Source organism: Micromonospora sp. NPDC049101, from assembly GCF_040648675.1.
Lineage (GTDB): Bacteria > Actinomycetota > Actinomycetes > Mycobacteriales > Micromonosporaceae > Micromonospora.
Map to the genome: position 1 here is coordinate 60,370 of NZ_JBEZED010000031.1, position 22,513 is coordinate 82,882.

23 protein-coding genes and 2 pseudogenes are annotated in these 22,513 nt (G+C 72.1%); 18 read left to right on the forward strand and 7 right to left on the reverse strand.

The annotated features are described in order from the left end of the window. Positions 1-13: 13 nt before the first annotated feature. The 12 genes from proS to AB0B57_RS31155 all read left to right on the forward strand — a co-directional run bounded on the left by proS (position 14) and on the right by AB0B57_RS31155 (position 8,287). A complete protein-coding gene (gene proS / locus AB0B57_RS31100) occupies positions 14-1,420 on the forward strand; it encodes a proline--tRNA ligase (RefSeq protein WP_357077845.1) in 1,407 nt (468 codons plus the stop codon). A 37-nt stretch (positions 1,421-1,457) separates the two neighbouring features. Continuing rightward, positions 1,458-2,078: a DUF402 domain-containing protein gene (locus AB0B57_RS31105; protein ID WP_357077929.1), complete on the forward strand. Its 621-nt coding sequence runs from the start codon at positions 1,458-1,460 to the stop codon at positions 2,076-2,078. Between the two features lie 229 nt (positions 2,079-2,307). Then, positions 2,308-2,793, forward strand: a complete 486-nt coding sequence (gene rpsP, locus AB0B57_RS31110) for a 30S ribosomal protein S16 (protein ID WP_357077848.1) — start codon at positions 2,308-2,310, stop codon at positions 2,791-2,793. Between the two features lies 1 nt (position 2,794). Continuing rightward, positions 2,795-3,028: an RNA-binding protein gene (locus AB0B57_RS31115; RefSeq protein ID WP_013284588.1), complete on the forward strand. Its 234-nt coding sequence runs from the start codon at positions 2,795-2,797 to the stop codon at positions 3,026-3,028. Next, complete coding sequence (gene rimM / locus AB0B57_RS31120; protein ID WP_357077851.1) at positions 3,028-3,588, forward strand: ribosome maturation factor RimM; 561 nt, start codon at positions 3,028-3,030, stop codon at positions 3,586-3,588. The genes AB0B57_RS31115 and rimM overlap by 1 nt, the downstream gene beginning before the upstream one ends. A gap of 10 nt (positions 3,589-3,598) precedes the next feature. Beyond that, positions 3,599-4,372 carry a tRNA (guanosine(37)-N1)-methyltransferase TrmD gene (gene trmD / locus AB0B57_RS31125; protein WP_357077854.1) on the forward strand — a complete coding sequence of 258 codons (774 nt, stop codon included), beginning with the start codon at positions 3,599-3,601 and terminating at the stop codon, positions 4,370-4,372. Between the two features lie 143 nt (positions 4,373-4,515). Continuing rightward, complete coding sequence (rplS, locus tag AB0B57_RS31130) at positions 4,516-4,872, forward strand: 50S ribosomal protein L19 (protein WP_007456548.1); 357 nt, start codon at positions 4,516-4,518, stop codon at positions 4,870-4,872. A gap of 183 nt (positions 4,873-5,055) precedes the next feature. Further along, complete coding sequence (gene lepB / locus AB0B57_RS31135) at positions 5,056-5,925, forward strand: signal peptidase I (protein WP_357077858.1); 870 nt, start codon at positions 5,056-5,058, stop codon at positions 5,923-5,925. Positions 5,926-5,935: 10 nt separating this feature from the next. Next, positions 5,936-6,571, forward strand: coding sequence for a signal peptidase I (gene lepB / locus AB0B57_RS31140; protein WP_357077861.1), 636 nt, complete (start codon positions 5,936-5,938; stop codon positions 6,569-6,571). A 53-nt stretch (positions 6,572-6,624) separates the two neighbouring features. Further along, positions 6,625-7,161 carry an NUDIX domain-containing protein gene (locus AB0B57_RS31145; protein ID WP_357077931.1) on the forward strand — a complete coding sequence of 179 codons (537 nt, stop codon included), beginning with the start codon at positions 6,625-6,627 and terminating at the stop codon, positions 7,159-7,161. Next, on the forward strand, positions 7,155-7,967 hold the full coding sequence (locus tag AB0B57_RS31150; RefSeq protein WP_357077864.1) for a ribonuclease HII: 813 nt from the start codon (positions 7,155-7,157) through the stop codon (positions 7,965-7,967). Before AB0B57_RS31145 ends, AB0B57_RS31150 begins: the two co-directional genes overlap by 7 nt. Beyond that, positions 7,964-8,287: a DUF2469 domain-containing protein gene (locus tag AB0B57_RS31155; protein WP_007075222.1), complete on the forward strand. Its 324-nt coding sequence runs from the start codon at positions 7,964-7,966 to the stop codon at positions 8,285-8,287. The genes AB0B57_RS31150 and AB0B57_RS31155 overlap by 4 nt, the downstream gene beginning before the upstream one ends. A gap of 57 nt (positions 8,288-8,344) precedes the next feature. Here the strand turns inward: AB0B57_RS31155 and AB0B57_RS31160 are convergent, their stop codons facing one another. Then, a complete protein-coding gene (locus tag AB0B57_RS31160) occupies positions 8,345-9,472 on the reverse strand; it encodes a sulfite oxidase (RefSeq protein ID WP_357077867.1) in 1,128 nt (375 codons plus the stop codon). A 342-nt stretch (positions 9,473-9,814) separates the two neighbouring features. Between AB0B57_RS31160 and AB0B57_RS31165 the strand changes: the two are divergent. Next, positions 9,815-10,408: pseudogene (locus AB0B57_RS31165) on the forward strand (M23 family metallopeptidase); the annotation flags it as partial. Positions 10,409-10,415: 7 nt separating this feature from the next. Here AB0B57_RS31165 and AB0B57_RS31170 read toward each other — a convergent pair. The 5 genes from AB0B57_RS31170 to AB0B57_RS31190 form a co-directional block, all read right to left on the reverse strand. Further along, entirely contained in the window at positions 10,416-11,597 is a 1,182-nt protein-coding gene (locus AB0B57_RS31170; RefSeq protein ID WP_357077870.1) for an aminotransferase class V-fold PLP-dependent enzyme, read from the reverse strand. Between the two features lie 92 nt (positions 11,598-11,689). Continuing rightward, a complete protein-coding gene (locus AB0B57_RS31175; RefSeq protein ID WP_357077873.1) occupies positions 11,690-12,883 on the reverse strand; it encodes a tyrosine-type recombinase/integrase in 1,194 nt (397 codons plus the stop codon). 463 nt (positions 12,884-13,346) lie between these two features. Then, a complete protein-coding gene (dprA, locus tag AB0B57_RS31180; protein WP_357077876.1) occupies positions 13,347-14,570 on the reverse strand; it encodes a DNA-processing protein DprA in 1,224 nt (407 codons plus the stop codon). Then, complete coding sequence (locus AB0B57_RS31185) at positions 14,567-16,087, reverse strand: YifB family Mg chelatase-like AAA ATPase (protein ID WP_357077879.1); 1,521 nt, start codon at positions 16,085-16,087, stop codon at positions 14,567-14,569. Before AB0B57_RS31185 ends, dprA begins: the two co-directional genes overlap by 4 nt. 30 nt (positions 16,088-16,117) lie before the next feature. Next, positions 16,118-16,477 carry a YraN family protein gene (locus AB0B57_RS31190; protein ID WP_357077882.1) on the reverse strand — a complete coding sequence of 120 codons (360 nt, stop codon included), beginning with the start codon at positions 16,475-16,477 and terminating at the stop codon, positions 16,118-16,120. 153 nt (positions 16,478-16,630) lie between these two features. On the opposite strand from AB0B57_RS31190, the pseudogene AB0B57_RS31195 reads away from it, so the two are divergent. From AB0B57_RS31195 to frr, 5 genes and pseudogenes are all read left to right on the forward strand, one after another. Beyond that, positions 16,631-17,765 (forward strand): annotated as a pseudogene (locus AB0B57_RS31195) (hypothetical protein). A gap of 764 nt (positions 17,766-18,529) precedes the next feature. Then, entirely contained in the window at positions 18,530-19,432 is a 903-nt protein-coding gene (gene rpsB, locus AB0B57_RS31200; protein ID WP_357077885.1) for a 30S ribosomal protein S2, read from the forward strand. Positions 19,433-19,566: 134 nt separating this feature from the next. Continuing rightward, positions 19,567-20,394, forward strand: a complete 828-nt coding sequence (gene tsf / locus AB0B57_RS31205) for a translation elongation factor Ts (protein ID WP_357077889.1) — start codon at positions 19,567-19,569, stop codon at positions 20,392-20,394. Positions 20,395-20,555: 161 nt separating this feature from the next. Continuing rightward, complete coding sequence (gene pyrH, locus AB0B57_RS31210) at positions 20,556-21,323, forward strand: UMP kinase (RefSeq protein WP_238433181.1); 768 nt, start codon at positions 20,556-20,558, stop codon at positions 21,321-21,323. An 83-nt stretch (positions 21,324-21,406) separates the two neighbouring features. Further along, on the forward strand, positions 21,407-21,964 hold the full coding sequence (gene frr / locus AB0B57_RS31215; RefSeq protein WP_204943784.1) for a ribosome recycling factor: 558 nt from the start codon (positions 21,407-21,409) through the stop codon (positions 21,962-21,964). Between the two features lie 52 nt (positions 21,965-22,016). On the opposite strand, the gene AB0B57_RS31220 is transcribed toward frr, so the two are convergent. Then, a complete protein-coding gene (locus AB0B57_RS31220; protein ID WP_357077893.1) occupies positions 22,017-22,460 on the reverse strand; it encodes a hypothetical protein in 444 nt (147 codons plus the stop codon). Positions 22,461-22,513 lie beyond the last annotated feature (53 nt).

A 22,513-nucleotide genomic window follows, 5' to 3' on the forward strand; every position in this document is an offset into this window, starting at 1 on the left:
AGGATATGCGGTCATGGCTCGCGTGCTCACTCCCCGTGCGGAGGATTTTCCCCGCTGGTACCAGGACCTGATCGCCAAGGCGAAGCTGGCCGACAACGGCCCGGTCCGCGGCACCATGGTCATCCGTCCGGCCGGCTACGCCATCTGGGAGCGGATGCAGGCCGAGATGGACGCCCGGATCAAGGCGGCGGGTGCGGAGAACGCGTACTTCCCGCTCTTCATCCCGGAGAGCTACCTGAAGCGCGAGGCCCAGCACGTCGAGGGCTTCTCGCCGGAGCTGGCGGTCGTCACCCACGGGGGCGGCAAGCCCCTCGCCGAGCCGGTGGTGGTGCGTCCCACCAGCGAGACGGTGATCGGCGAGTTCATGGCCAAGTGGATCGACTCGTACCGGGACCTGCCGCTGCTGCTCAACCAGTGGGCGAACGTGGTCCGGTGGGAGCTGCGTCCGCGGATCTTCCTGCGGACCAGTGAGTTCCTCTGGCAGGAGGGGCACACCGCGCACGCCACCCGCGAGGACGCCCGGGCGTACGCGCGGCGGATCCTGCACGAGGCGTACGAGGACCTGATGGTCAACGTGATCGGCATTCCGGTCGTGGTGGGCCTGAAGACGACCCGTGAGCGGTTCGCCGGGGCGACGGCCACGTACACCTGCGAAGGCATGATGGGCGACGGCAAGGCGCTTCAGCTGGGCACCAGCCACGAGCTGGGGCAGAACTTCGCCAAGGCGTTCGACATCAGCTACTCCTCCAAGGAGGGCGGCCGGGAGCACGCCTGGACCACCTCCTGGGGCACGTCCACCCGGATGCTCGGTGGCCTGATCATGGCGCACGGCGACGACAACGGCCTGCGCGTGCCGCCGAGGCTGGCCCCGATCCAGGCGTACGTCATGATCGTCAAGGACGGCGAGGGCGTCGCGGAGGCGGCGGCCAAGCTGCACGACGGCCTGCGCGACGCCGGTGTCCGGGTCGCGCTCGACGACCGGACCGACACCCCGTTCGGCCGCCGGGCCGTCGACGCCGAGCTGCGTGGTTATCCGGTACGCGTCGAGGTCGGCCCCCGTGACCTGGCCGTCGGCAACGCGACTGTGGTGCGCCGCACCGACGGGTCGAAGACCCCGACTCCGGTGGCCGACGTGGTCGCCGCGGTGCTGGCCGCCCTGGAGACCGATCAGCAGGTGCTGCACGACCAGGCGCTGGCCAATCGCGAGTCGCGCACGGTGGAGGTGGCCTCCCTGGCCGAGGCGATCGAGGCCGCCGCGACCGGTTGGGCCCGGGTGCCGTGGTCGGCGGTCGGCGTGGCCGGCGAGGCCGAGGCGAACGGCCAGGGCGTCACCGTACGCTGCCTGCTGCGCGCCGACGGTTCGGTGCCGGACTCCGAGGACGAGCCCGACCTGGTCGCCATCCTCGCCCGCGCCTACTGAGGTGCTCGTCGACCGGTTCCAGCCGGGTCGGCTGATCATGCACCGCAACGTGCGGCACGGTCGGATCGGTTGGGTCCGGCCGGGCCGCGTGGTCAGCGACGACGAGCGGGGTCTGCTGGTGTGGATCGCCCGGGACTCGCCGGTGGCCCACGAGGTGACCGAGGCGGGGCTGGGGATGCGGGCGATGCCGTTCGCCAGGTGGATCTCGTCGTCGTACCGGCTGGCGCACGGGCGTTGGGACGGCCCGCCGCTGTTGAAGTTCCTGCCCACCGGGGCGGCGCACTCCGTCTGGTGGTTCCGCGACGCGCGGGGGCGGTTCGCCAACTGGTACGTCAACCTGGAGGAGCCCGGTGTCCGCTGGGACGACGGCCCGGTGGCCGGTGTCGACGTGGTGGACCAGGACCTGGACGTGGTGGTGCGTCCGGACCTCAGTTGGGACTGGAAGGACGAGGACGAGTTCGTCGAGCGGCTCGCCTTCGGCGCCGACTACTGGGTGACCGACGAGAAGGCGGTCCGCGCGGAGGGGGAGCGGGTGATCGCGCTCGCCGAGGCCGGCGAGTTCCCGTTCGACGGCGCCTGGTGCGACTTCACCCCACCGACAGACTGGGACGTACCGGACGAATTGCCACCGGGGTGGGACCGTCCGCCGGTGCGCTGAGAGGTGTTCCGGGTCACCGCCGGCGCGGTGTCCGGGTCCGATGCGGGAGATCGGCGTCGGGTCTGGCAGAATAGGTCGCTGGTATCCGGCGCGCGTCCGGCGCCCTCTAACCCGGGCACGTCGCTAGTCCACCGAGTAGTCTCCGGCCCAACCCCACGGGTCCGGTCGGCGCTCACCCATGCACACCGCCCATACGGGCCGGTGAGATCGCAACAGGAGCGAAACAACTGTGGCCGTAAAGATCCGGCTCCTGCGGATGGGCAAGATCCGCAACCCGCAGTACCGCATCGTCATCGCCGACTCGCGCACCAAGCGTGACGGTCGGGCGATCGAGTTCGTCGGGGTTTACCAGCCCAAGGAAGACCCCTCGATCATCGAGGTCAAGTCGGAGCGGGTCCAGTACTGGCTGTCCGTCGGCGCTCAGCCGAGCGAGGCGGTGCAGCGGCTGCTGGAGCTGACCGGTGACTGGCAGAAGTACAAGGGCCTGCCGGCCCCGCCGCCGCTCCTGGTCGCCCCCGAGCGGGCCGACCGCAAGGCGGCGTACGAGGCTGAGGCGAAGGCCGCCGCCGGGCTCGCCCCGGAGACCCCGGCCAAGCCGGCCAAGAAGGCCGCCAAGGCCGCCGAGGCTCCGAAGACCGAGGCCGCGGCCGAGGCGCCGAAGACCGAGGCTCCGGCCGAGGCCCCGGCCGCTGCCGACGCTGGTGAGCAGGCCTGACATGCCTCTGCGTCCGGCGTTGGAGCACCTGGTCAAGGGCATCGTCGACCACCCGGACGACGTCCGGGTGCGGATGGTCGATTCCCGTCGGGGTAAGCGGCTCGAAGTCCGCGTGCACCCCGAGGACCTCGGCACTGTGATCGGTCGGTCCGGTCGGACCGCCAAGGCGCTGCGCCAGGTGATCGGCTCCATCGGCGGGCGCGGAGTACGCGTCGACATCGTCGACTCGTACTGATGCAGCTCGTCGTCGGAAGGATCGGCAAGCCGCACGGTGTCCGCGGTGAGGTCACCGTGGAAGTGCGGACCGACGAGCCCGAAGCACGGTTCGCCCCGGGGACGGTGCTGCGCACCGAACCCGGGGCGACGCCCCCGGCTCCCGCCACGGCGGACGAGCCCGGGGTGCCGTTCCGGCTTCCCGCGGAGCTGACCATCGAGGAGGCCCGCTTCCACCAGGGTCGGGTGCTCATCGCGTTCGAGGGAATCCTGGACCGCAACACCGCCGAGGCGCTGCGCGGCACCCTGCTCGTGGTCGACAGCGCCGACGTGACCCCGCCGGACGATCCGGAGGAGTTCCACGACCACCAGTTGGTCGGCCTGGCCGTGGTGACCCCGGCGGGCGAACGTCTGGGTGAGGTCGCCCGGATCGACCACGCGCCCTCCTCGGACCTGCTGGTGTTGCGGCGCCCCGAGGGGCGTACCGCGCTGATCCCGTTCGTCCGGGCGATCGTTCCGGAGGTCGACATCGCCGGCGGCCGTGTGATCGTCGACCCGCCGGCCGGCCTGCTCGACCTTTAGGACCGCCCCCATGCGCGTCGACGTCGTGTCGATCTTTCCGGAGTACTTCGCCCCACTGGACCTGTCGCTGATCGGGCGGGCGCGGGCCAACGGCGTACTCCAGCTTGCCGTGCACGACCTGCGGGCCTGGACCCACGACGTGCACCGCACGGTCGACGACACCCCCTACGGCGGCGGGCCGGGCATGGTGATGCGCCCGGAGCCGTGGGGTGAGGCGCTGGACGCGCTCGCGCCGGCCGAGGCCCCGCCGCCCCGGCTGCTGGTGCCGTCGCCGGCCGGCGCCCCGTTCACGCAGGCCATGGCATACGAGCTGGCGGCCGAGTCGCACCTGCTCTTCGCCTGCGGCCGGTACGAGGGCATCGACCAGCGGGTGCTGGCGCACGCCGCCACCCGGATGCCGGTCACCGAGGTCTCGCTCGGTGACTACGTGCTCTTCGGCGGGGAGGTCGCGGTCCTGGTGATGCTGGAGGCGGTCACCCGGCTGCTGCCGGGGGTGCTGGGCAACGCGGGCTCGCTGGACGAGGAGTCGCACGCGCACGGGCTGCTGGAGGCGCCGATCTACACCAAGCCGCCGAGCTGGCGTGGGCACGACGTGCCGGAGGTGCTCCGCTCCGGTGACCACGGCAAGATCGCCCGCTGGCGGCGCGAGGAGGGTCTGCTGCGGACCGCCGCCCGCCGTCCGGACCTGCTCGCCGCGCTGCCCGCGGATCGGCTCGACAAACGGGACATCGCGGCCCTGGACCGGGCCGGGTTTCAGTCGTCACCGGGGGATGTGGCAAAGTAGAGGGGTTGCCGCATCCGCCCGCGCCCGCGGGCGGCTGCGAGGATCACCGACCGGGGTCGGCCCGCCGACCACCACCCGGGGATCAGAATCACCCACCCGCGCACCGAGTGACGGTGCGCCGTGAGCCTTACGAGGACGCAGCGATGAACATCCTGGACGCCCTTGACGCCCAGTCGAAGCGGACCGACCTTCCCGACTTCCGGGCCGGTGACACCGTCAAGGTGCACGCCCGCGTCGTCGAGGGCAACCGGTCCCGTGTCCAGATCTTCCAGGGCGTCGTGATCCGTCGCCAGGGTGACGGTCTGCGCGAGACCTTCTCGGTCCGCAAGGTCAGCTTCGGTGTCGGTGTCGAGCGGACCTACCCGCTCAACGGCCCGGGCATCGACCGGATCGAGATCGTGACCCGCGGTGACGTGCGTCGCGCCAAGCTCTACTACCTGCGCGAGCTGCGCGGCAAGAAGGCCAAGATCAAGGAGAAGCGGGAGAAGCAGCCCAGCTGACTTCCCGCTCGCCACGCCGCCCGAGCTGCGCGTATGCCGTAACGACCAGACCGCACTACCCTGGTTGTTACGGGCGCAGCACGGCGGCGGGCCCGCCCATGTGGGCGGGGAGCCGTCCACTACCGCCCGTGGAGCCTCGACGAGGTTCCCGGGCGGTGGTGTTTCTGTGGACCGGGGAGTGGCGTGGTGCAGACGCTTGACGATGACGACACCGTCGATCCGTGGCGGCGCCGCGCCCGCCGCACCCGTCGGCAGATGCCGCTCTGGCAGGAGCTTCCGCTGCTGCTGGTCGTGGCGTTCTGCCTCGCGGTGCTGATCCGCACCTTCCTGCTCCAGGCGTTCTACATCCCGTCCGGCTCGATGGAGGACACGCTCCTCGTCGATGACCGGGTGCTGGTCAACAAGGTCGTCTACGACGTCCGTGACCCGATCCGCGGCGAGGTGGTGGTCTTCCGGGGCACCGACCGGTGGGCGCCACAGGTCGACGAGCAGCCGGAGCCGGGCTTCGTCGGCAAGCTGACCCGGACCGTCGGCGACCTGGTCGGGGTGAGTCGACCCGGTGAGAAGGACTTCATCAAGCGGGTGATCGGCGTTCCCGGCGACCGGGTCAAGTGCTGCGACAGCCAGGGCCGGGTCACCGTCAACGGCACGCCGCTCAACGAGCCGTACGTCCTGCGGGACTCTCCCCTGGACCTGCCGCCCAACGCGTCGGAGTGCCGGTCCCGGCGCTTCGACGAGGTCGTCGTACCGCCCGGTCAGATCTTCGTGATGGGCGACCACCGTGAGGTCTCGCAGGACGCGCGCTGCCAGGGCCCGGTGCCGATCGACAACGTCATCGGTCGAGCCTTCATGGTGGTCTGGCCCTCGTCGCGGTGGCACTCGCTGCCGGTGCCGTCGACGTTCGACGACGTGTCCGCGCCGAGCGTGGCATCCGGGGGCCAGCCCCCGGCGCGACCGACCCCGCAGGGCGGTGTGGTGCTGATTCTCCCGCTGGCGGCCGCACTACGTGGTTCCCGCGCGTTCCGGTCGATGACGTCCAGTTCGGCAACGTAGGCTCCTTGGCGTGATTGACGAGCAGACCGACAAGCCGCGCAGCTCCTTCTGGAAGGAGCTGCCGATCCTGCTGGGTGTGGCGATCCTGGTCGCGGTGCTGGTCCGCGCCTTCGTGCTGCAGACCTTCTTCATCCCCTCCCCGTCCATGGAGAACACTCTCAAGATCGATGATCGGGTGCTGGTCAACAAACTGGTCTACGACTTCCGCTCGCCGCATCGCGGTGAGGTGATCGTTTTCAAGGCTCCGATCGAGTGGAGCGGCAACCCCGACGGCGAAGACTTCATCAAGCGGGTCATCGGAATTCCCGGCGACCACGTGGTCTGCTGCGACCCGCAGGAACGGCTGATGATCAACGGCAAGTCGCTCGACGAGCCGTACATCTTCTCCCTGGACGGGGTCCGCGACAAGCCGGCCGACCAGGAGTTCGACATCACCGTGCCGAAGGGCCGGCTGTGGGTGATGGGTGACCACCGCTCCGCCTCCGGTGACTCGCTGGAGCACTGGCAGCAGTCCGGGCAGAACATCACCGAGGCCACGATCCCCGAGGACGACGTGGTCGGGCGGGCGTTCACCGTCTTCTGGCCGGTCAACCGGGCCACCTGGCTGACGGTGCCGGATCAGTTCGACGGCATTCCCAAGCCGTAGCCCGACGGGGCGTGGGCGATCCGCCGTCGGTCTGGCAGGCTAAGGCGGTGACCGTGAGCGCGAGGAGTGAGCTTGCGAGCCCCGCAGGCGCGAACAGTGCCAACCGTGTCCACACCCCTCGACGAGCGGCCCGCGTGCTGCTCGTCGACGCGGCCGGCCAGGTCCTGCTGTTCCAGGGCTTCGACCCGGCACGACCAGAGCACCGCTACTGGTTCACCCCGGGCGGTGGGCTCAATCCGGGGGAGGCACCGGCGGTCGGCGCGGCCCGAGAGCTGGCCGAGGAGACCGGGTTGCGGCTCGACCCGGCCGAGTTGGGTGAGCCGGTCTGGTCCGACACGACCGAGTTCCCGTTCGACGGTGTGTGGTATCGGCAGGTGCAGGATTTCTTCCTCCTCCGCCGGTTGGGGTCCTGGCAGGTGGACACGGCAGGCTTCGACGACATCGAGCAACGCAGCATCACCGGCCACCGCTGGTGGCTGCCCGACGACCTGGCGGCCAGCGGCGAACGGTTCTACCCCGCCGAGCTGCCCGCCCTGCTGAACCGGCTGGGGCACTCGACTGCCACCGACCGGGACGAGGCGTCGTGCTGACCCCACCGCGCACCGTCGTCCGCCGCGAGGCCGGCCTGTACGCCTTGGAGCGGGCGCTGCAACGGCGCGGTTTCCGGCACGTCGCCGGTGCCGACGAGGCGGGCCGGGGCGCCTGCGCCGGTCCGCTCGTCGCCGCCGCCGCGATCTTGCCCGAGGGTCGGCGCGGCGAGATCGAGGGGCTGGCCGACTCGAAGCTGCTCACCCCGGCCAGCCGGGAACGCGTGTACGCCGAGGTGGTGGACCGCGCCCTGGCGTACTCGGTGGTGGTCATCCCCGCCGAGGAGGTCGACGCCCGGGGGCTGCACGTGTGCAACCTGGCCGCGATGCGCCGGGCGCTCGCCTCGCTCACCACCCGCCCGGAGTACGTGCTGACCGACGGCTTCGGCGTGGACGGCCTGGGCGTGCCGGGGCTGGCGGTGTGGAAGGGCGACCGGGTGGCGGCGTGCGTGGCGGCGGCCAGCGTGCTGGCCAAGGTCACCCGGGACCGGCTGATGGTGGAGCTGGACGGGGTGTTCCCGGCGTACGGCTTCGCCGAGCACAAGGGCTACATCACCCCGGAGCACTCGGCGGCGCTGCGCGAGCACGGGCCGTGCCGGGAGCACCGGTTCTCGTACGTCAATGTCGCCGCGGTCTCCGGCCGCGACGGACGGCCGCCGCGCGCCCGACGCCCCGGCGGCCACGCCCTGGAAGAGCCGATGGAGCGCTCCGGGGCGTCAGGGGGTACCGTCGGCGTGGCGTTGGGCGAGCAGCCTCGGCCTCCGGCGCCGGTGGGGGAAGATGTGGCCATGGAAGGCGGAGTGCGATGAGCGCGGAAGATCTCGAGAAGTACGAGACCGAGATGGAGCTGCAGCTCTACCGGGAGTACCGCGACATTGTCCGCCAATTCTCGTACGTGGTGGAGACGGAGCGTCGGTTCTACCTGGCCAACCAGGTCGACCTGCACGTGCGCAACTCCGACGGCGAGGTCTACTTCGAGGTCGAGATGCACGACGCCTGGGTGTGGGACATGTATCGTCCGGCCCGCTTCGTGAAGAACGTCCGGGTGATGACCTTCAAGGACGTCAACGTCGAGGAGCTGGAGAAGCCCGACATCTCGCTGCCCGCCGACTCCGGCTTCGGCGGCTGACCGCCCCCGCCACTCGGCCGCACCGCGGGCCCCCACCCGTGGCGTGACACCTGCCGGTCACTCGGCCGGCACCACGACCTCGACCCGTTGCACCAGGTTGTTGGCGAAGCCGCCGCGGTTCCACGGCTGCTCGACCGGCTGGGTCCGCCCGGACGCGTCGGTCGCCCGCGCGCCGAGCACGTACCGGCCCGGGGTCGCCGTCCACTCGTACCGCCAGCGCCGCCAGGCGAAGTCGCCAGACCCCGCCGGGTCCAGCTCGGCCTGCGCCCAGCTCCGCCCACCGTCGGTGGTCACCTCCACGGAGACCACCGGCGCGTGCCCCGACCAGGCCCGGCCGTCCACCGTGCAGGGCCCGGGCCGCAGCACCCGGCGGCGGGACATGAAATCGGGGAAGCCGGGCGGACGGACCAGCGCACGGGGCTTGATCCGGGTGACCGGCACACCCGGGTCGTCGGCGTCGGTGCGCACCCGGTACGCGACCGCGTTCTGGTAGCCCTCGAACGGCTCGGTGCGGATCTCGACCGAGTGGAGCCACTTCACGTGCGCCATGCCGTACCAGCCCGGCACGATCAGCCGCAGCGGCGCACCGTGCTGCGGCAGCAGCGGAGCACCGTTCATCTCGTACGCCAGCAGCACCTCCTCGCGCAGCGCGTCGGCGACCGGCAGCGCCCGCTGGTAGTCCTGCTCGACCCCGCGCTCGACACCGTGGTCGGCGCCGGTGAAGACCACGTCCACCGCGTCCGGCCCGAGGCCCGCCTCCCGCAGCAGCGGCGCCAGTGGGGTGCCCGTCCACTCGGCGTTGCCGACCGCCTCGACCAGCCACGGCTGGCTCACCGGCCGGGGGTGCAGCAGGGCCCGCCCGTTGCCGGCGCACTCCAGGGTCACCTGCCGGGTGACCCGCGGCCGCTCCCGCAACTCGGCGAGCGTGACCGTCAGCGGCCGGTCCACCGCCCCGCCGATGGTCAGCGTGTGCGTCGCCGGGTCGAGCTCCGGAATGTCGTAGTGGATCAACAGGTAGTGCAGCCCGGCCGGGGTGACGTCGTAGCGCAGCGCCTCCAACGGGATGCCGTGGTTGCGGGCGGCGAGCTGCAACTCCTCGGCGCTGATCGCCTCGTCCGGCTCCGCGAGCCGCGACGGACCGCTCACGTCGGCCACCGTCGGCGTCCGGTCATCGACAGTGGTCATGCCTGGGCCTCCCCGGTCCACACGGCGGCACCCGCCGTACGCGACCCAGCCTAGGCCCTGCGCGGCGGCCCGAAAACGGCTCGGTGGCTCGGCGGCGTCCGGCGGTCCGGTGGCTCGGACTTGCGGTGCGGCTACCCGGCGGTGCGGCGGCTCGGCTGGTCGGCGGTGCGGCGGCGCGGCTGCTCGGCCTTGCGGCGCGGCTGCCCGGCGGGCGGCCGGCGGGGATGGTCGAGGCATAGCAGATCATCCGCGTCGATGGTGGTTGTCCACAGAGCTTCCGGTTGTCCACAGCTCGGTCGGTCGGGCTGGCAAACGACCCGGCGGCGGTCGGAAGCTGCTGTCATGCGACCACCGTCCGCCCCGCGCGTCGGCTCGATCCGTCATACCGTGCTGCTCTGCGCCGCGTTTCCCCTCGTGCTGACCATCCCGCTCTGCGGGTTGGCCATGCTGGTCGCGGCGCTGCCCGGCGGCCCACCGTCCGGTGCCACGCGGGTGCCCGTCTCGTTGCCCGCCTCGGCGGACGCCGGCACCGAGCGGTTCCGCTGGCCGGTCGACGGGCCACCTCGCCCGGTGCGCCGGTTCGACCCGCCGCCCCGGCCGTGGCTGCCCGGCCACCGGGGTGTCGACCTGGCCGCCCCGGCCGGCGCCGTGGTCCACAGCGCCGGGGCCGGCACCGTGCTCTTCGCCGGCCCGGTGGCCGGCCGACCGGTGATCACCGTGGGGCACGCCGGCGGGCTGCGGACCACCCACGAGCCGGTTCAACCGGCGGTACGCCCCGGTCAACCGGTCGCCGCCGGCACACCACTGGGGGAGTTGCTGCTCGGGCATCCGGGTTGCCCGGCCGACGCCTGCCTGCACTGGGGTCTGCGCCGGGGCACGGAATATCTGGACCCGCTGGCACTGCTCGGCCTCGGCCCGGTGCGACTGCTCCCGGTCCGTCCGGTCAGCGTTGAGCGAGCAGCGCCGGCAGCCGTGCGGCCAACCTCTCGTACTCGTCGGCGGTGTTGTAGACCTGCCCGGCGAGCCGCAGCCAACCCCGGCCGTTCCAGCTCATCACCGCCACCTCGGCGGCGAGCCGCGCACCGATCCGCGTCTGCAACGCCCGCGCCGCGTCGATGCTGAGGGCCGTGCCGGCCGGCAACGGAATGAGGCGCAGAGCCACCCCCGGCCCGCCGGGGGCAGGCAGTTGAGCGGGGGGCACCCCCAGCGCGTCCCCCACCACCCGCTGGCCGTACGCGGCGAGTGCGGCGTTGTGCTCGCGTACCCGGTCGACACCGAGGCTGCGCAACGTGAACAGGCCCGCCGGCGCGGCCAGCCAGGAGGTGTAGTCGAGAGTCGCCTGCCATTCGATCCGGGCCGGGAAACCCGACTCCTGCTCCCAGGAGACCACTAGTGGTTCGATCCGGTCCCGCCACTGCGGGGCCACCACCAGCAAGGCGGTGCCGCGTGGGGCGTACGCCCACTTGTGCAGGTTGCCCGCCCAGAAGTCGGCCCCGATGCTGCTCACCGTCGTGGCCAGCATTCCGGGGGCGTGTGCGGCGTCCACCAGGACCGGCACGCCCTGCTCGTGGCACACCCCGACGATGGCGGCGGTCGGAAAGAGCTTGGCGGTGGCCGAGGTGAGCTGGTCGACGACCATCAGGCGGGTCCGTCCGGGGCGCAGGCCGGCGCGGACGATCTGCACGATCTGCTCGTCGGTGGCGTCCAGCGGGATCGGCAGGACCCGGCTGACCGCCCCGGTGCGGCGGCACTCCCGCTGAATGGCCAGGCCCACCGCCCCGTACCCGTGGTCGGTGCTGAGCACCTCGTCGCCCGGTCGCAGCCCCAGCGACTGGAGCACCACGGCGACGCCGGTGGTGGTGTTGCCCACCAGGGCGCTGCCGTCGGGGTCGGCGCCGAGGAACCCGGCGAGGTGTCGGCGGGTGTGCCCGATCCGGTCGACCAGCCCCTGCGTGAAGAAGCGCAGGGGGTTTGCCTCCATCTCGTCGCGCAGCCGCTGCTGGGCTCGCTGCACGCCGATCGGGACCGCGCCGAACGAGCCGTGGTTGAGATGGCTGACCGCTGGGTCCAGGGAGAAGAGCAGACGGGCGCCCGGGATCGGCTCAGGGGGTTGCGGGACGCTCACCTGATGATCGTAACCGTCGGGCGTGCTCGCCCCCGGCGCTTGACCGGGCGAGGGGGCGGGCCTGCCGGTGCACAGCGCGTTGCCGCTCGGCGTCAGGCGCGTGGGTGTGCCTGGCGGTACGCGGCGCGTAGGCGCTCGACCGAGACGTGCGTGTAGATCTGGGTGCTGGCCAGCGACGAATGGCCCAGCAGTTCCTGTACGGCGCGCAGATCCGCACCACCTTCGAGGAGGTGGGTTGCCGCGGAGTGGCGCAGACCGTGCGGGCTGGTCCAGGGTAGGCCGGTCGCCTCGGCGTAGCCACCGACGATCTGACGCGCGGTCGTCGGGTTGAGCCGCCCGCCCCGGGCACCGAGCAACAGCGCGTCGCCGGAGCGGCTGCCTACCAACGCCGGACGGCCCCGGCGCAGCCACTCGTCCAGCGCCCGTTGCGCGGGCACTCCGTACGGCACCGAGCGCTCCCGTCCGCCCTTGCCGAACACCCGGATCACCCGCCGGCCATGGTCGACGTCGCCGACGTCCAACCCGCACGCCTCGCTGACCCGTACCCCGGTCGCGTAGAGCAGTTCCAGCAGCACCCGGTCGCGCAGCGACACCGCCTCGGCGGCCGCATCTCCCGTGCCGGCGTCCACCGTGGCGGCCGACGTCGGCCCGATTGCGGGGTCCGTGCGTGCGGGGTCCGCGTGTGCTGGCCCTGTGCGCGCTGGGTCCGTTTGTGTCGGGTCTGTGTGTGCTGGTCCTGCCCCCGTCGGGTCCAGGCGCGCCGGGTCCGCCGGGCCTGGGTCCGGGTGTGCTGGGTTGGTGTGTGCTGGGTGTGCGCGTGGTAGGTCCGTGGGCGGCGGGTTGCTGGACGGTGTCCGCCGCGCCGGTGCCTCGACCAGAGCGGCGGCCTGGTCGGCGCGCAGGACGGTGGGTAGCTCCCGGTGCGCGCGGGGGCTGGCCAGCGCGGCGCCCACGTCGGCGGGGAGCAGCCCGGCGGGGTGCGCCCAGGCGCTGAACGCCCGCGCCGACGCGGCCCGGCGGGCCAACGACGTGCGGGCCGCGCCCGTGGTGCGCTGGCGCGCCAACCAACTCCGCAGCACCGACAGGTCCAGGTCGGCGAGGTCGACGCAGCCCATCCGCACGGCGTGGTCGAGCAGCGAGACGAGATCCGTGACGTACGCGCGGACGGTGTGCGCCGACCGGTTACGCACCCGGGACAGGTGCTCGGCGAAGTCGTCGACCGCGTCGCGCAACGCTGGCGGCAGTGCCTGGTGCAGGGCCCGGGTGCCCCGGTCGGACCGGCTCATCGTGGCCGCGCCCGCGTACTGGCCGGCTCATCGGCCCCGGCACCCTCACTGACAGCTGGCACGGCACCAGCCTACGGCCGATTGTCGCCTGTCACCTGCCACGCGATATCGGTGTTCGTCGCCCCTGGCTACCGGCGGTTGCCCCTCTTGAGCAGGAGCGCCACCAAGCCGCCAATGAGTGCCACCGACGTGACGAGACAGCACAGGACAGCGATATGCCACGGCTTGATAGCACCCATGAGCGCGCACAGTACCGCCACGAGCGCTTGGCCGAGGCCCCGAGCAACCTCCGCGTGCCGACCGTCTCCGCGTGCCGACCGCCTTCGCGTGCCGACCGTCGCCGTGTGCCGCTTGCCTCCGCCTGCGATCGTTCCCGTGCGCGACCGCCTCCGCGTGCCGACCGCCTCCGCGCGTCCGGACGCGGACCCCGGCCCGCTCTGCCGTGGCGCACCCACCTGCGGCGCTAGGTCGGCACTGACGTCTCCGCCGCTGTTGCCGCCGTCGCGCGCTTCGGTTTGGCGGGCGGGGCGAGGGCGTAGCCGTCGTCGCGACGGACCACCATGGACAGCTCCTCCAGCAGGGACAGCTTGCGCAACGCCGTCCGGACGTCGACGCCGGCGCGGGCAGCGAGTCGGTCTACACCCATCGCACCTCGGCGGGGCAACGCCTCGATCACTGACCGCGCGTCGTCGTCGAGCGCGTCGGCAGGTCGCTGGGGCCCGCGCGCCAGCGGGGCCAGGTCCGCGCCGATCCGACCCACCTCCTCCAGCACGTGCGCCACCCCGGTGACCAGCCGAACCTTGTCGGGGTGCTCGCGGAGCAACTCGTGCGTGCCGACCGACATCGCCGATGTCACCGGCCCCGGCACCACCATGGCCACTCGACCGGTGTAGATCGCCCGCCGAGCGGTCTGCGTCGCACCGCTGCGCGCTGACGCCTCCACCACAACGGTGCCCACGGTGCCTCCGGCGATCACCCGGTTGCGGATCAGGAACCGGGGTCGCAGTGGTTCGGCGCCCGGCACCCACTCACTGACCAACAGCCCGGTGTCGGCGATCCGGTCGAAGAGCGCGGTGTTGCCCATCGGATACGGCCGGTCCACCCCACAGGCGAGCACCGCCACGGTCAGCCCGCCAGCGTTGAGGGCACCCCGGTGCGCGGCGGCGTCGATGCCGAACGCGCCCCCGGAGACGACAGTCCAGTCCCGTTCGGCCAGCCCGTATCCCAGTTGGGTTGCGACGTGCTGGCCGTAGCCGGTGGCAGCCCGCGCACCCACCACGGCCACCGAGCGATCCAGGGCTTCGCCGAGCGGCCAACTCCCGCGTACCCAGAAGCAGAGCGGTGGGGCGGTCTCACCGTCCACCCGGCGGCTGACGTCCGGCAGACGCAGCGTGGCCAAGCCGTCGACCCGGGCCGGCCACTCCTCGTCGTCCGGCGTGACCAGTCGGGCACCCAGTCGGGTTGCCCGCTCCAGGGCCTCCGCCGCCACCGCCCGCGCGTCGCCGGCCGCCGAGCGTGCGGCAACCGTGGTGTGCAGCCAACCGTCCGGGCTGCCGCCGTCGAGCAGCAGATCCAGCGTCGCCACCGGGCCGTGCCGTTCGACCAGTCGGTGCACCACGCGGGTGCCCGGCTCGGCCAGCCAGGTCAGGGCGACCCGAGCCAGCCTGTGCTCGTCATCGGCGCTCACGTCGCCTCTCCCGTCCGTAGTTGAAGCGACTCCCGGACGTCGTCCAGATCTGGTCGGTCCCGACCGTCCAGGTCAGCGATGGTCCAGGCCATCCGGATCACCCGGTCGAAGCCGCGCGCCGACAGCGAGCCGGAGTCGAGCCGGCCACGCAACTCGGCCGTGACGCGGGCGGGCAGCCGCCACGGCGGTCGGCGCAGATGTGGGCCTTCCACCTCGGCGTTGAGCCGCCGGCCGAGGCCGGCCCAGCGGGCGGCCGCCGCCTGCCGGGCCGCCGACACCCGGGCGGCAACCGTCGCCGAGGACTCGACGCCGTCGGCGGGTGCCAGCAACTCCGCCGCCGTCACCGGCATCAACCGCACCTGTACGTCGATCCGGTCGAGCAGTGGCCCGGAGAGCCGGCCGAGGTAGCGGCGGCGGGCCAGCGGGCTGCACTCACAGTGCGCGTCACCTGACGGTTTCGCACACGGGCAAGGGTTGGCGGCCAGCACCAACTGGGTCCGGGCCGGGTAGACCGTGCCGCCCCCGCTGCGGGTCAGTTGGATGCGGCCGTGTTCCAACGGTTGGCGCAGCGCCTCCAACGCACCCTTGCTGAACTCGGGGGCCTCGTCGAGGAAGAGCACGCCGCGATGCGCCAACGACACCGCGCCGGGGCGGGCCAACCCCGAGCCGCCACCGACCAGCGAGGGCACGGTCGCGGTGTGGTGCGGCGCCTGGAATGGCGGACGGCGCAGCAACCGACCGCCCGGTGGCAGCAGCCCGGCGACCGAGTGCAGGGCGGTGACCTCCAACGCCGCCTCGTCGTCCAACTCGGGCAGGACCGACGGTAGTCGTTCGGCGAGCATCGTCTTGCCGGTGCCCGGCGGCCCGAGCAGCGCCACGTGGTGCCCGCCGGCCGCGGCGACCTCCAACGCGCGCCGGCCCATCTGTTGCCCGGCGACCTCGGCGAGATCCGGCCCGTCGACGACCGGTGTCGGGGTGGCCTCCGGCGGTTCGATCAGCGGGGTACCGTCCCGAACGAAGGCGACCAGCCGGTGCAGGGTGTCCACCGCTCGCACGCGTACCCCCGGGATGACCGCGGCCTCGGCGGCGTTGCCGACCGGGACGATGACCCGCCCGACGCCGGCCTGGGCTGCGGCGGCGACCATCGGGAGTACGCCGCGCACCGGCCGCACCGTGCCGTCCAGCCCCAACTCGCCGAGGACCACCACCCCCTCCAGGGGGAGCAGCGGCAACTCACCCGAGCCACCCAGGAGAGCCGCGGCGATGGCCAGATCGAACGCCGAGCCGAATTTCGGCAGCGTGGCGGGCAACAGATTGAGGGTGATCCGCCGGTTGGGCCAGCGCTGGCCGGAGTTGACCACGGCCGCGCGGACGCGGTCGCGGGCCTCGTGCAGGGCGGTGTCCGGCAGACCGGAGATCAACACTGCCGGTAGGCCGGCGGCCAGGTCAGCCTCGACCTCGACCAGGTGGCCGGTGACCCCGACCAGCCCGACGCAGAGCACCTTCGCGTAGCTCACGGCCGCGTCACCGATCCTTCCCCGCGCATGTCAGAACGCACCCTTGAGGTGATCCACCTGCGCCGGGCCGGCGTCGGGCAGCCGCACCGAAAGCACGTCGAAACGCACCTCGTCGGCGGTCGTGCCGGTCTCGGTCAGCCAGCGCGCGGCGAGCCCACGCAGCCGGCGGGCCTTTGCCGGCACGACCGCCTCGGCCGGGGTGCCGAAGTCGTCGCCCCGCCGGGTCTTCACCTCGCAGAAGGCGAGCACCGGCCCGTCCCACGCGATGATGTCGATCTCGCCGGCCGGGCAGCGCCAGTTTCGGGCGATCGGGCGCAGACCCGCCTCGGTCAGGTGCCGGGCGGCGCACCGCTCGCCGTACGCGCCGACCGCCTGGTTCCGCTTCGTCATGGCCGGCACGGTGCCCGCCCGGGTGCCCGCGCGGCTAGCCCGACGACGGCCCAGCTGTGGACAACGGGTGCTCTGTGGACAACCGGACGATCATGCCCGCGCTGTGCTACGGCGTCCCTCGCGGGCGACCGGCGCCGACCGAGCCGGGGCGAAATGGCGCGGGCGAAGCCGGTCGCATACGGTGCCTGACGTGGACGGACGACGGAGCTTTCCGGAAGATCAGGAGTCGCGCTGGTACCCCGACGAGCGGGGTCGCGACTACGGCGAGTCGGAGTGGCGCGGCACGGGCGAATCGCGGTACCGGGACGGTGAGGTCCCCGAGCAGCGTGGCACCGACGAGGGCCGTTCCCTCGAGGACACCGGCGTCGGCCGACGCCGGGAGCCGGACTCCGGCCGCTTCGGCGCGGTCGACGCAGGTCGTTTCGGCGGTACACCGGAGTCCGAGTCGGGTCGGCTGAGCGCGGTGGACGCTGGTCGTTTCGGCGGCATGCCGGAATCGGACTCGGGTCGTTTCGGCACGTCGGAGCCGGACTCGGGCCGCTTTGGGGCGGTGGGCGCCCCACCCGTGCGATTCGGCACGCCCGAGCCAGAGTCTGGGCGGTTTGGTGCGATCGACCCGTTGGGGGACGGGCGGCCGGAGACCGAGGGCTACCGGGCGACCCGCGCCCGGAGGGCGGACCGGGACCCCTCGGAGATCTCCGGCGAGTTGCCCGGTCGCCGGGCCGCTCGGGAGTTGGCCGCTGCCCCGCCGATCACCCCCGCGCCGGAGGCCGCCCGCGACACCACGTCCGCGGTCGTCCCGCCGGGCGGTGTGCCCGCCGAGCAGGCTCGTCCCGCTCCGCTCGGTGGGTACCCGATCGTCGAGCCGACCCGGGCCGGCGACACGCCGCACCCGCTGGAGATGCCGACCGGCCCGATGCCGGGGATCGGCCCGCGCCCCGACCTGTCCGCTGCGGAGCAGCCGGCGTACGCCCCGGTGACTGACGGCGTCTACCGGACCCGCCGGCCGGTGTTGGCCGTACTCTTCGCCCTGCTGGTGTTGATCTTCGAGATTCCTGCGCTGCGGGTGCTGCTGGCGGGCGTGACCGGCGACCCGGTGGACGCCGGCAACGTCGTGGTGGGTATCGCCCTGGTTGCCGGGCTGCCGATCTTCGCGACCGGGCTGTACGGGCTACGAACCGGAGGTCTGGCGCTCGCCGACGGTGGTCGAGGCTGGCTGCGTCCGCCCACGGCATACCTGACCGTCGGTCTGGTGCTCTTCCTCGCCGCCGCGCTCGCCGCCGGCTGACCTGGCACCGCCGACCACCCCGTCTCCGCCAGCACCGTCGCCCGGCGGGCCAGGCCTTCCGGCGCGTCTCACGCCTGGCGCGTCTCGCGCCTGGCGTGTCCCGCCCTGCGTCCGATGCGTGATGCGCCGCGCCCGGTGTCTCGCCCTGCGCCCGGTGTCCCGCCGCCACGCCCGGGGCGCGATGTCCCGTGCCCACGCCTTGATCGACTCGGTTTTCATGAAGTCGCGGTGTCCTGGTCGGTTTGAGGCACCGGTTTTCAGGAAACCGAGTCGATCATCGCGGGGTGCCGCGCCGATCAGCGCCGCGCGCCGCGCGTGCGCGCTGGATGCCGTGCCGCGCGCTGGATGCCGCGCCGGACGGCGGACGCCGTGCCGTGCCGCGCCGGACGCCGTGCCGAGTCGGGCGGCGCGCCGCGCGACGCCGGACGCCGTGCCGCGCCGGACGCCGTGCCGAGTCGGGCGGCGCGCCGCGCGACGCCGGACGCCGCGCGACGCCGCCGCGTCGGTGGACCGCCGCGTCCACCCGACAGACCTGCGCACACCGGCGCACCCCGGGGCGGGTGGGCGGGTGAGGGGCGTACACTGGCCAACTGGCGACCGCCTTGTGCGGTCGACCTCGCGCGCCCTCTTCACGAATCGTCGTGGAGCGACGGCCTCCCTGGTCCCGATCTTGATCGGGTCCACCATGGGTCGGCGACCAGGCGCCAGGACGCCCGGCCACCGGCCGGGCGTGACAACCAGGGATCTTGAGGAGTACCCCAACCATGGCCGTCGTGACCATGCGCCAGCTGCTGGAGAGCGGTGTCCACTTCGGGCACCAGACCCGGCGCTGGAACCCGAAGATGAAGCGCTTCATCATGACCGAGCGCAACGGCATCTACATCATCGACCTGCGCCAGACCCTCGAGTACATCGAGAAGGCGTACGAGTTCGTGCGTGGGACCGTCGCCGAGGGTGGCAGCATCCTGTTCGTCGGCACCAAGAAGCAGGCCCAGGAAGCGATCGCCGAGCAGGCGACCCGGGTCGGCCAGCCGTACGTCAACCACCGCTGGCTCGGTGGCATGCTGACCAACTTCCAGACGGTGTACAAGCGGCTCCAGCGGATGAAGGAGCTGGAGGGCCTGGGTGACCTCAGCGGCACCGCCGCCGGTTACACCAAGAAGGAGACCCTGCAGCTCTCCCGCGAGAAGATCAAGCTGACCCGCACCCTGGGTGGTCTGCGGGACATGCAGAAGCTTCCCGCCGCGGTCTGGATCGTCGACACCAAGAAGGAGCACATCGCCGTCGACGAGGCCCGCAAGCTGGGCATCCCGGTGATCGCGGTGCTCGACACCAACTGTGACCCGGACGAGGTCGACTTCCCGATCCCGGGTAACGACGACGCGATCCGGTCGGCCGAGCTGCTGACCAAGGTCGTCGCCGCTGCCGTGGCGGATGGTCTGATCGCGCGTTCCGGCCGTCGCCGGGGCAACGACGAGAAGCCCGAGGGTGTCGCGACCGACGAGCCGCTGACCGAGTGGGAGCGCGAGCTGCTCGAGCCGAAGAAGGCCGACGAGTCGGCCGCCCCGGCCGAGCAGCCGGCCGCTGCCGCCGCCGAGCAGCCCGCCACCCCGGAGCAGCCGGCGCAGGCCACCACCGAGCAGCCGGCGGCCGCCACCGCGGAGTGATCGCACCGTCGCTGCCCCGCCGTCCGTTTTCGCGAACGGCGGGCAGCGACGGTACGCCGGGCACGATCCGCCCGGATCCGGGTAACCGGCACCTCTGACCATCCACACGCCGTCTCAACACCGAAGAGAGAGCCATGTCCCAAATCACCGCCGCGGACGTCAAGAAGCTCCGCGACCTCACCGGCGCCGGCATGATGGACAGCAAGAAGGCGCTGACCGAGGCCGAGGGCGACTTCGACAAGGCCATCGAGATCCTGCGCGTCAAGGGCGCCAAGGACGTCGGCAAGCGGGCCGGCCGTACGGCCGCCAACGGCCTGGTCGCCCACTCCGGCAAGGCGCTGCTCGAGCTCAACTGCGAGACCGACTTCGTCGCGAAGACCGAGTCGTTCATCGCGCTGGCTCAGCAGCTGGTCGAGCACGGTGAGCGCGCCGGCGTGAACTCCGCCGAGGAGCTGCTCGCCACCGAGCTCGACGGCAAGGTCGTCGCGGACCTGATCCAGGAGCAGTCCGCCAAGATCGGCGAGAAGCTGGTGCTCAACCGGTTCGCCAAGGTCGAGGGCACCACCGCCGTCTACCTGCACCGCAAGGCCCAGGACCTGCCGCCGGCCGTTGGTGTGCTGGTGTCGTACACCGGCAAGACCGACGAGGCGGGCGACGCCGACGCCCGTGGTGTGGCCATGCAGATCGCCGCGATGCGGCCGAAGTACCTCACCCGGGACGAGGTGCCGGCCGAGGTCGTCGAGTCCGAGCGGCGCATCGCCGAGCAGACCGCCCGCGAGGAGAACAAGCCCGAGGCGGCCCTGCCGAAGATCATCGAGGGTCGGGTGAACTCCTTCTTCAAGGACTACGTCCTGATCGAGCAGGCGTCCGTGGCCGACAACAAGAAGTCGGTGAAGCAGCTGCTGGCCGAGGCCGGCATCGAGGTCACCCGCTTCGTGCGGTTCGAGGTCGGCCAGGCCTGAGCCGTCACCGGGCGCCGCGTGCGCCCGTGGGCAGGAGACGTCAACGAGGAGGCCGCCGGTGTACGTGACAGGCACCGCGGCCTCCTCGTCACATAGGGTCGGCAGCGGCAGGTTCGCGGTACGCGCCGCACGGGGCGTGCGCGTGGGGAAGGGCGGGGCGGATGACGCAGGTTGTGAGTGACCGGACGCTGGCGATGGACGATCCGACGGCACCACCGCCGGGGCGCGCCCGCCGGGTGGTGCTGAAGCTCTCCGGCGAGGTGTTCGGCGGCGGCGCGATCGGCGTCGACCCGGACGTTGTCCAGGCCATCGCCCGGCAGATCGCCACCGTGGTCCGCCGCGGCGTGCAGGTCTCCGTGGTGGTCGGGGGCGGCAACTTCTTCCGCGGCGCGGAGCTGCAGAAGCGGGGCATGGACCGGGCCCGCGCCGACTACATGGGCATGCTCGGCACCGTGATGAACTGCCTCGCGTTGCAGGACTTCCTGGAGAAGGAAGGCATCGAGACCCGGGTGCAGAGCGCGATCACCATGGCCCAGGTCGCCGAACCGTACATCCCACTGCGGGCGATCCGGCACCTGGAGAAGGGCCGTGTGGTCATCTTCGGTGCGGGCGCGGGCATGCCGTACTTCTCCACCGACACGGTGGCCGCCCAGCGGGCTCTGGAGATCCGGGCCGACGTGGTGCTGATGAGCAAGAACGGCGTGGACGGCGTCTACACCGCCGACCCGCGGATCGACCCCACCGCCAGCAAGCTCGACTCGATCACCTTCTCCGAGGCGCTGCGCCGCAACCTGCGGGTGGCCGACGCGGCGGCGTTCAGCCTCTGCATGGAGAACGGCCTGCCGATGCTGGTCTTCGGCGCGCAGGGTGACGACACCATCATCCGCGCGGTGGGTGGCGACAAGATCGGCACCCTGATCACCGCCTGAGCCCCGCCGACGGCGACGGCAGCAGCGGGTCTGACGACTTTCAGCAGAGCCCACCACGAGCACAGAAGGAGGCGAGGAGACCGGTGATCGACGACACCCTCCTCGAGGCCGAGGAAAAGATGGAGCGTGCGGTTGAGCACGCCAAGGAGGAGTTCGGCGCCATCCGTACCGGTCGCGCCAACGCCGCCATGTTCTCCAAGGTCATCATCGACTACTACGGCACGCCCACGCCGCTGACCCAGATGGCGTCGATCGCGGTCCCCGAGCCGCGGATGGCCATCATCAAGCCGTACGACAACTCGCAGATCAATGCGATGGAGAAGGCGATCCGCGACTCGGACCTCGGGGTGAACCCGAACAACGAGGGCAACCAGCTGCGCATCCTGCTCCCGCAGATGACCGAGGAGCGCCGCCGCGACATGATCAAGGTGGCCCGGCACAAGGGCGAGGAGGCCAAGGTGGCCATCCGCAACGTCCGCCGCCGTGGCAAGGAGGAGCTGGACCGGATCGTCAAGGACGGCGAGGCCGGCGAGGACGACGGTCGCCGCGCCGAGAAGGAACTCGACGACCTGACCCAGCGCTACGTGGCCAACATCGACGACCTGGTGAAGCACAAGGAAACCGAGCTGCTCGAGGTCTGAACAATGCTTCGAGGCCCGTTCCCGACACCGGGAACGGGCCTCGTGTCGTATCTCAGCAGGGAATCCAGACGGTCCTGGTGCTCGCGGCGAACTCCTCGTTGGTGGTCGCGTCGCGCAGCGAGAAGTGGGCGGTGGCGCGACCGGGGTGGACTGCCGGAGTGATCCGGGCGAAGGCCATCGCGAGCTCGACCGTGCCACCGTCGCAGAGGATCTCACCGGCGCCGTGGCCCGCGGTGGCCCAGAGGGTCGGCAGGCCGTCCTGCACCAGCGAGGCCGACATGAGCACGATGCCGCCCGGGCAGTGCCGGGCGGTCGCGGTGACGGTGGTCGCCGGATACGTCACACCCGGCTCACCGACGGGCGGCTCGAACGGGAACAGTTCGCTGGCGTGCCGATCGATGGTGATCCTGGTCGGCGCGGTGGTCGCGGCGGCTGGTGCCCCTGCTCCGAGGACGATGGCCGCGGCCGCCAGCACCGCCAGACTGATCTTGTACATGTGCGTGCCCTTTCCCCGTGGTCGCGTCGGCGGAGACCGGCGCGGCCCCAGCG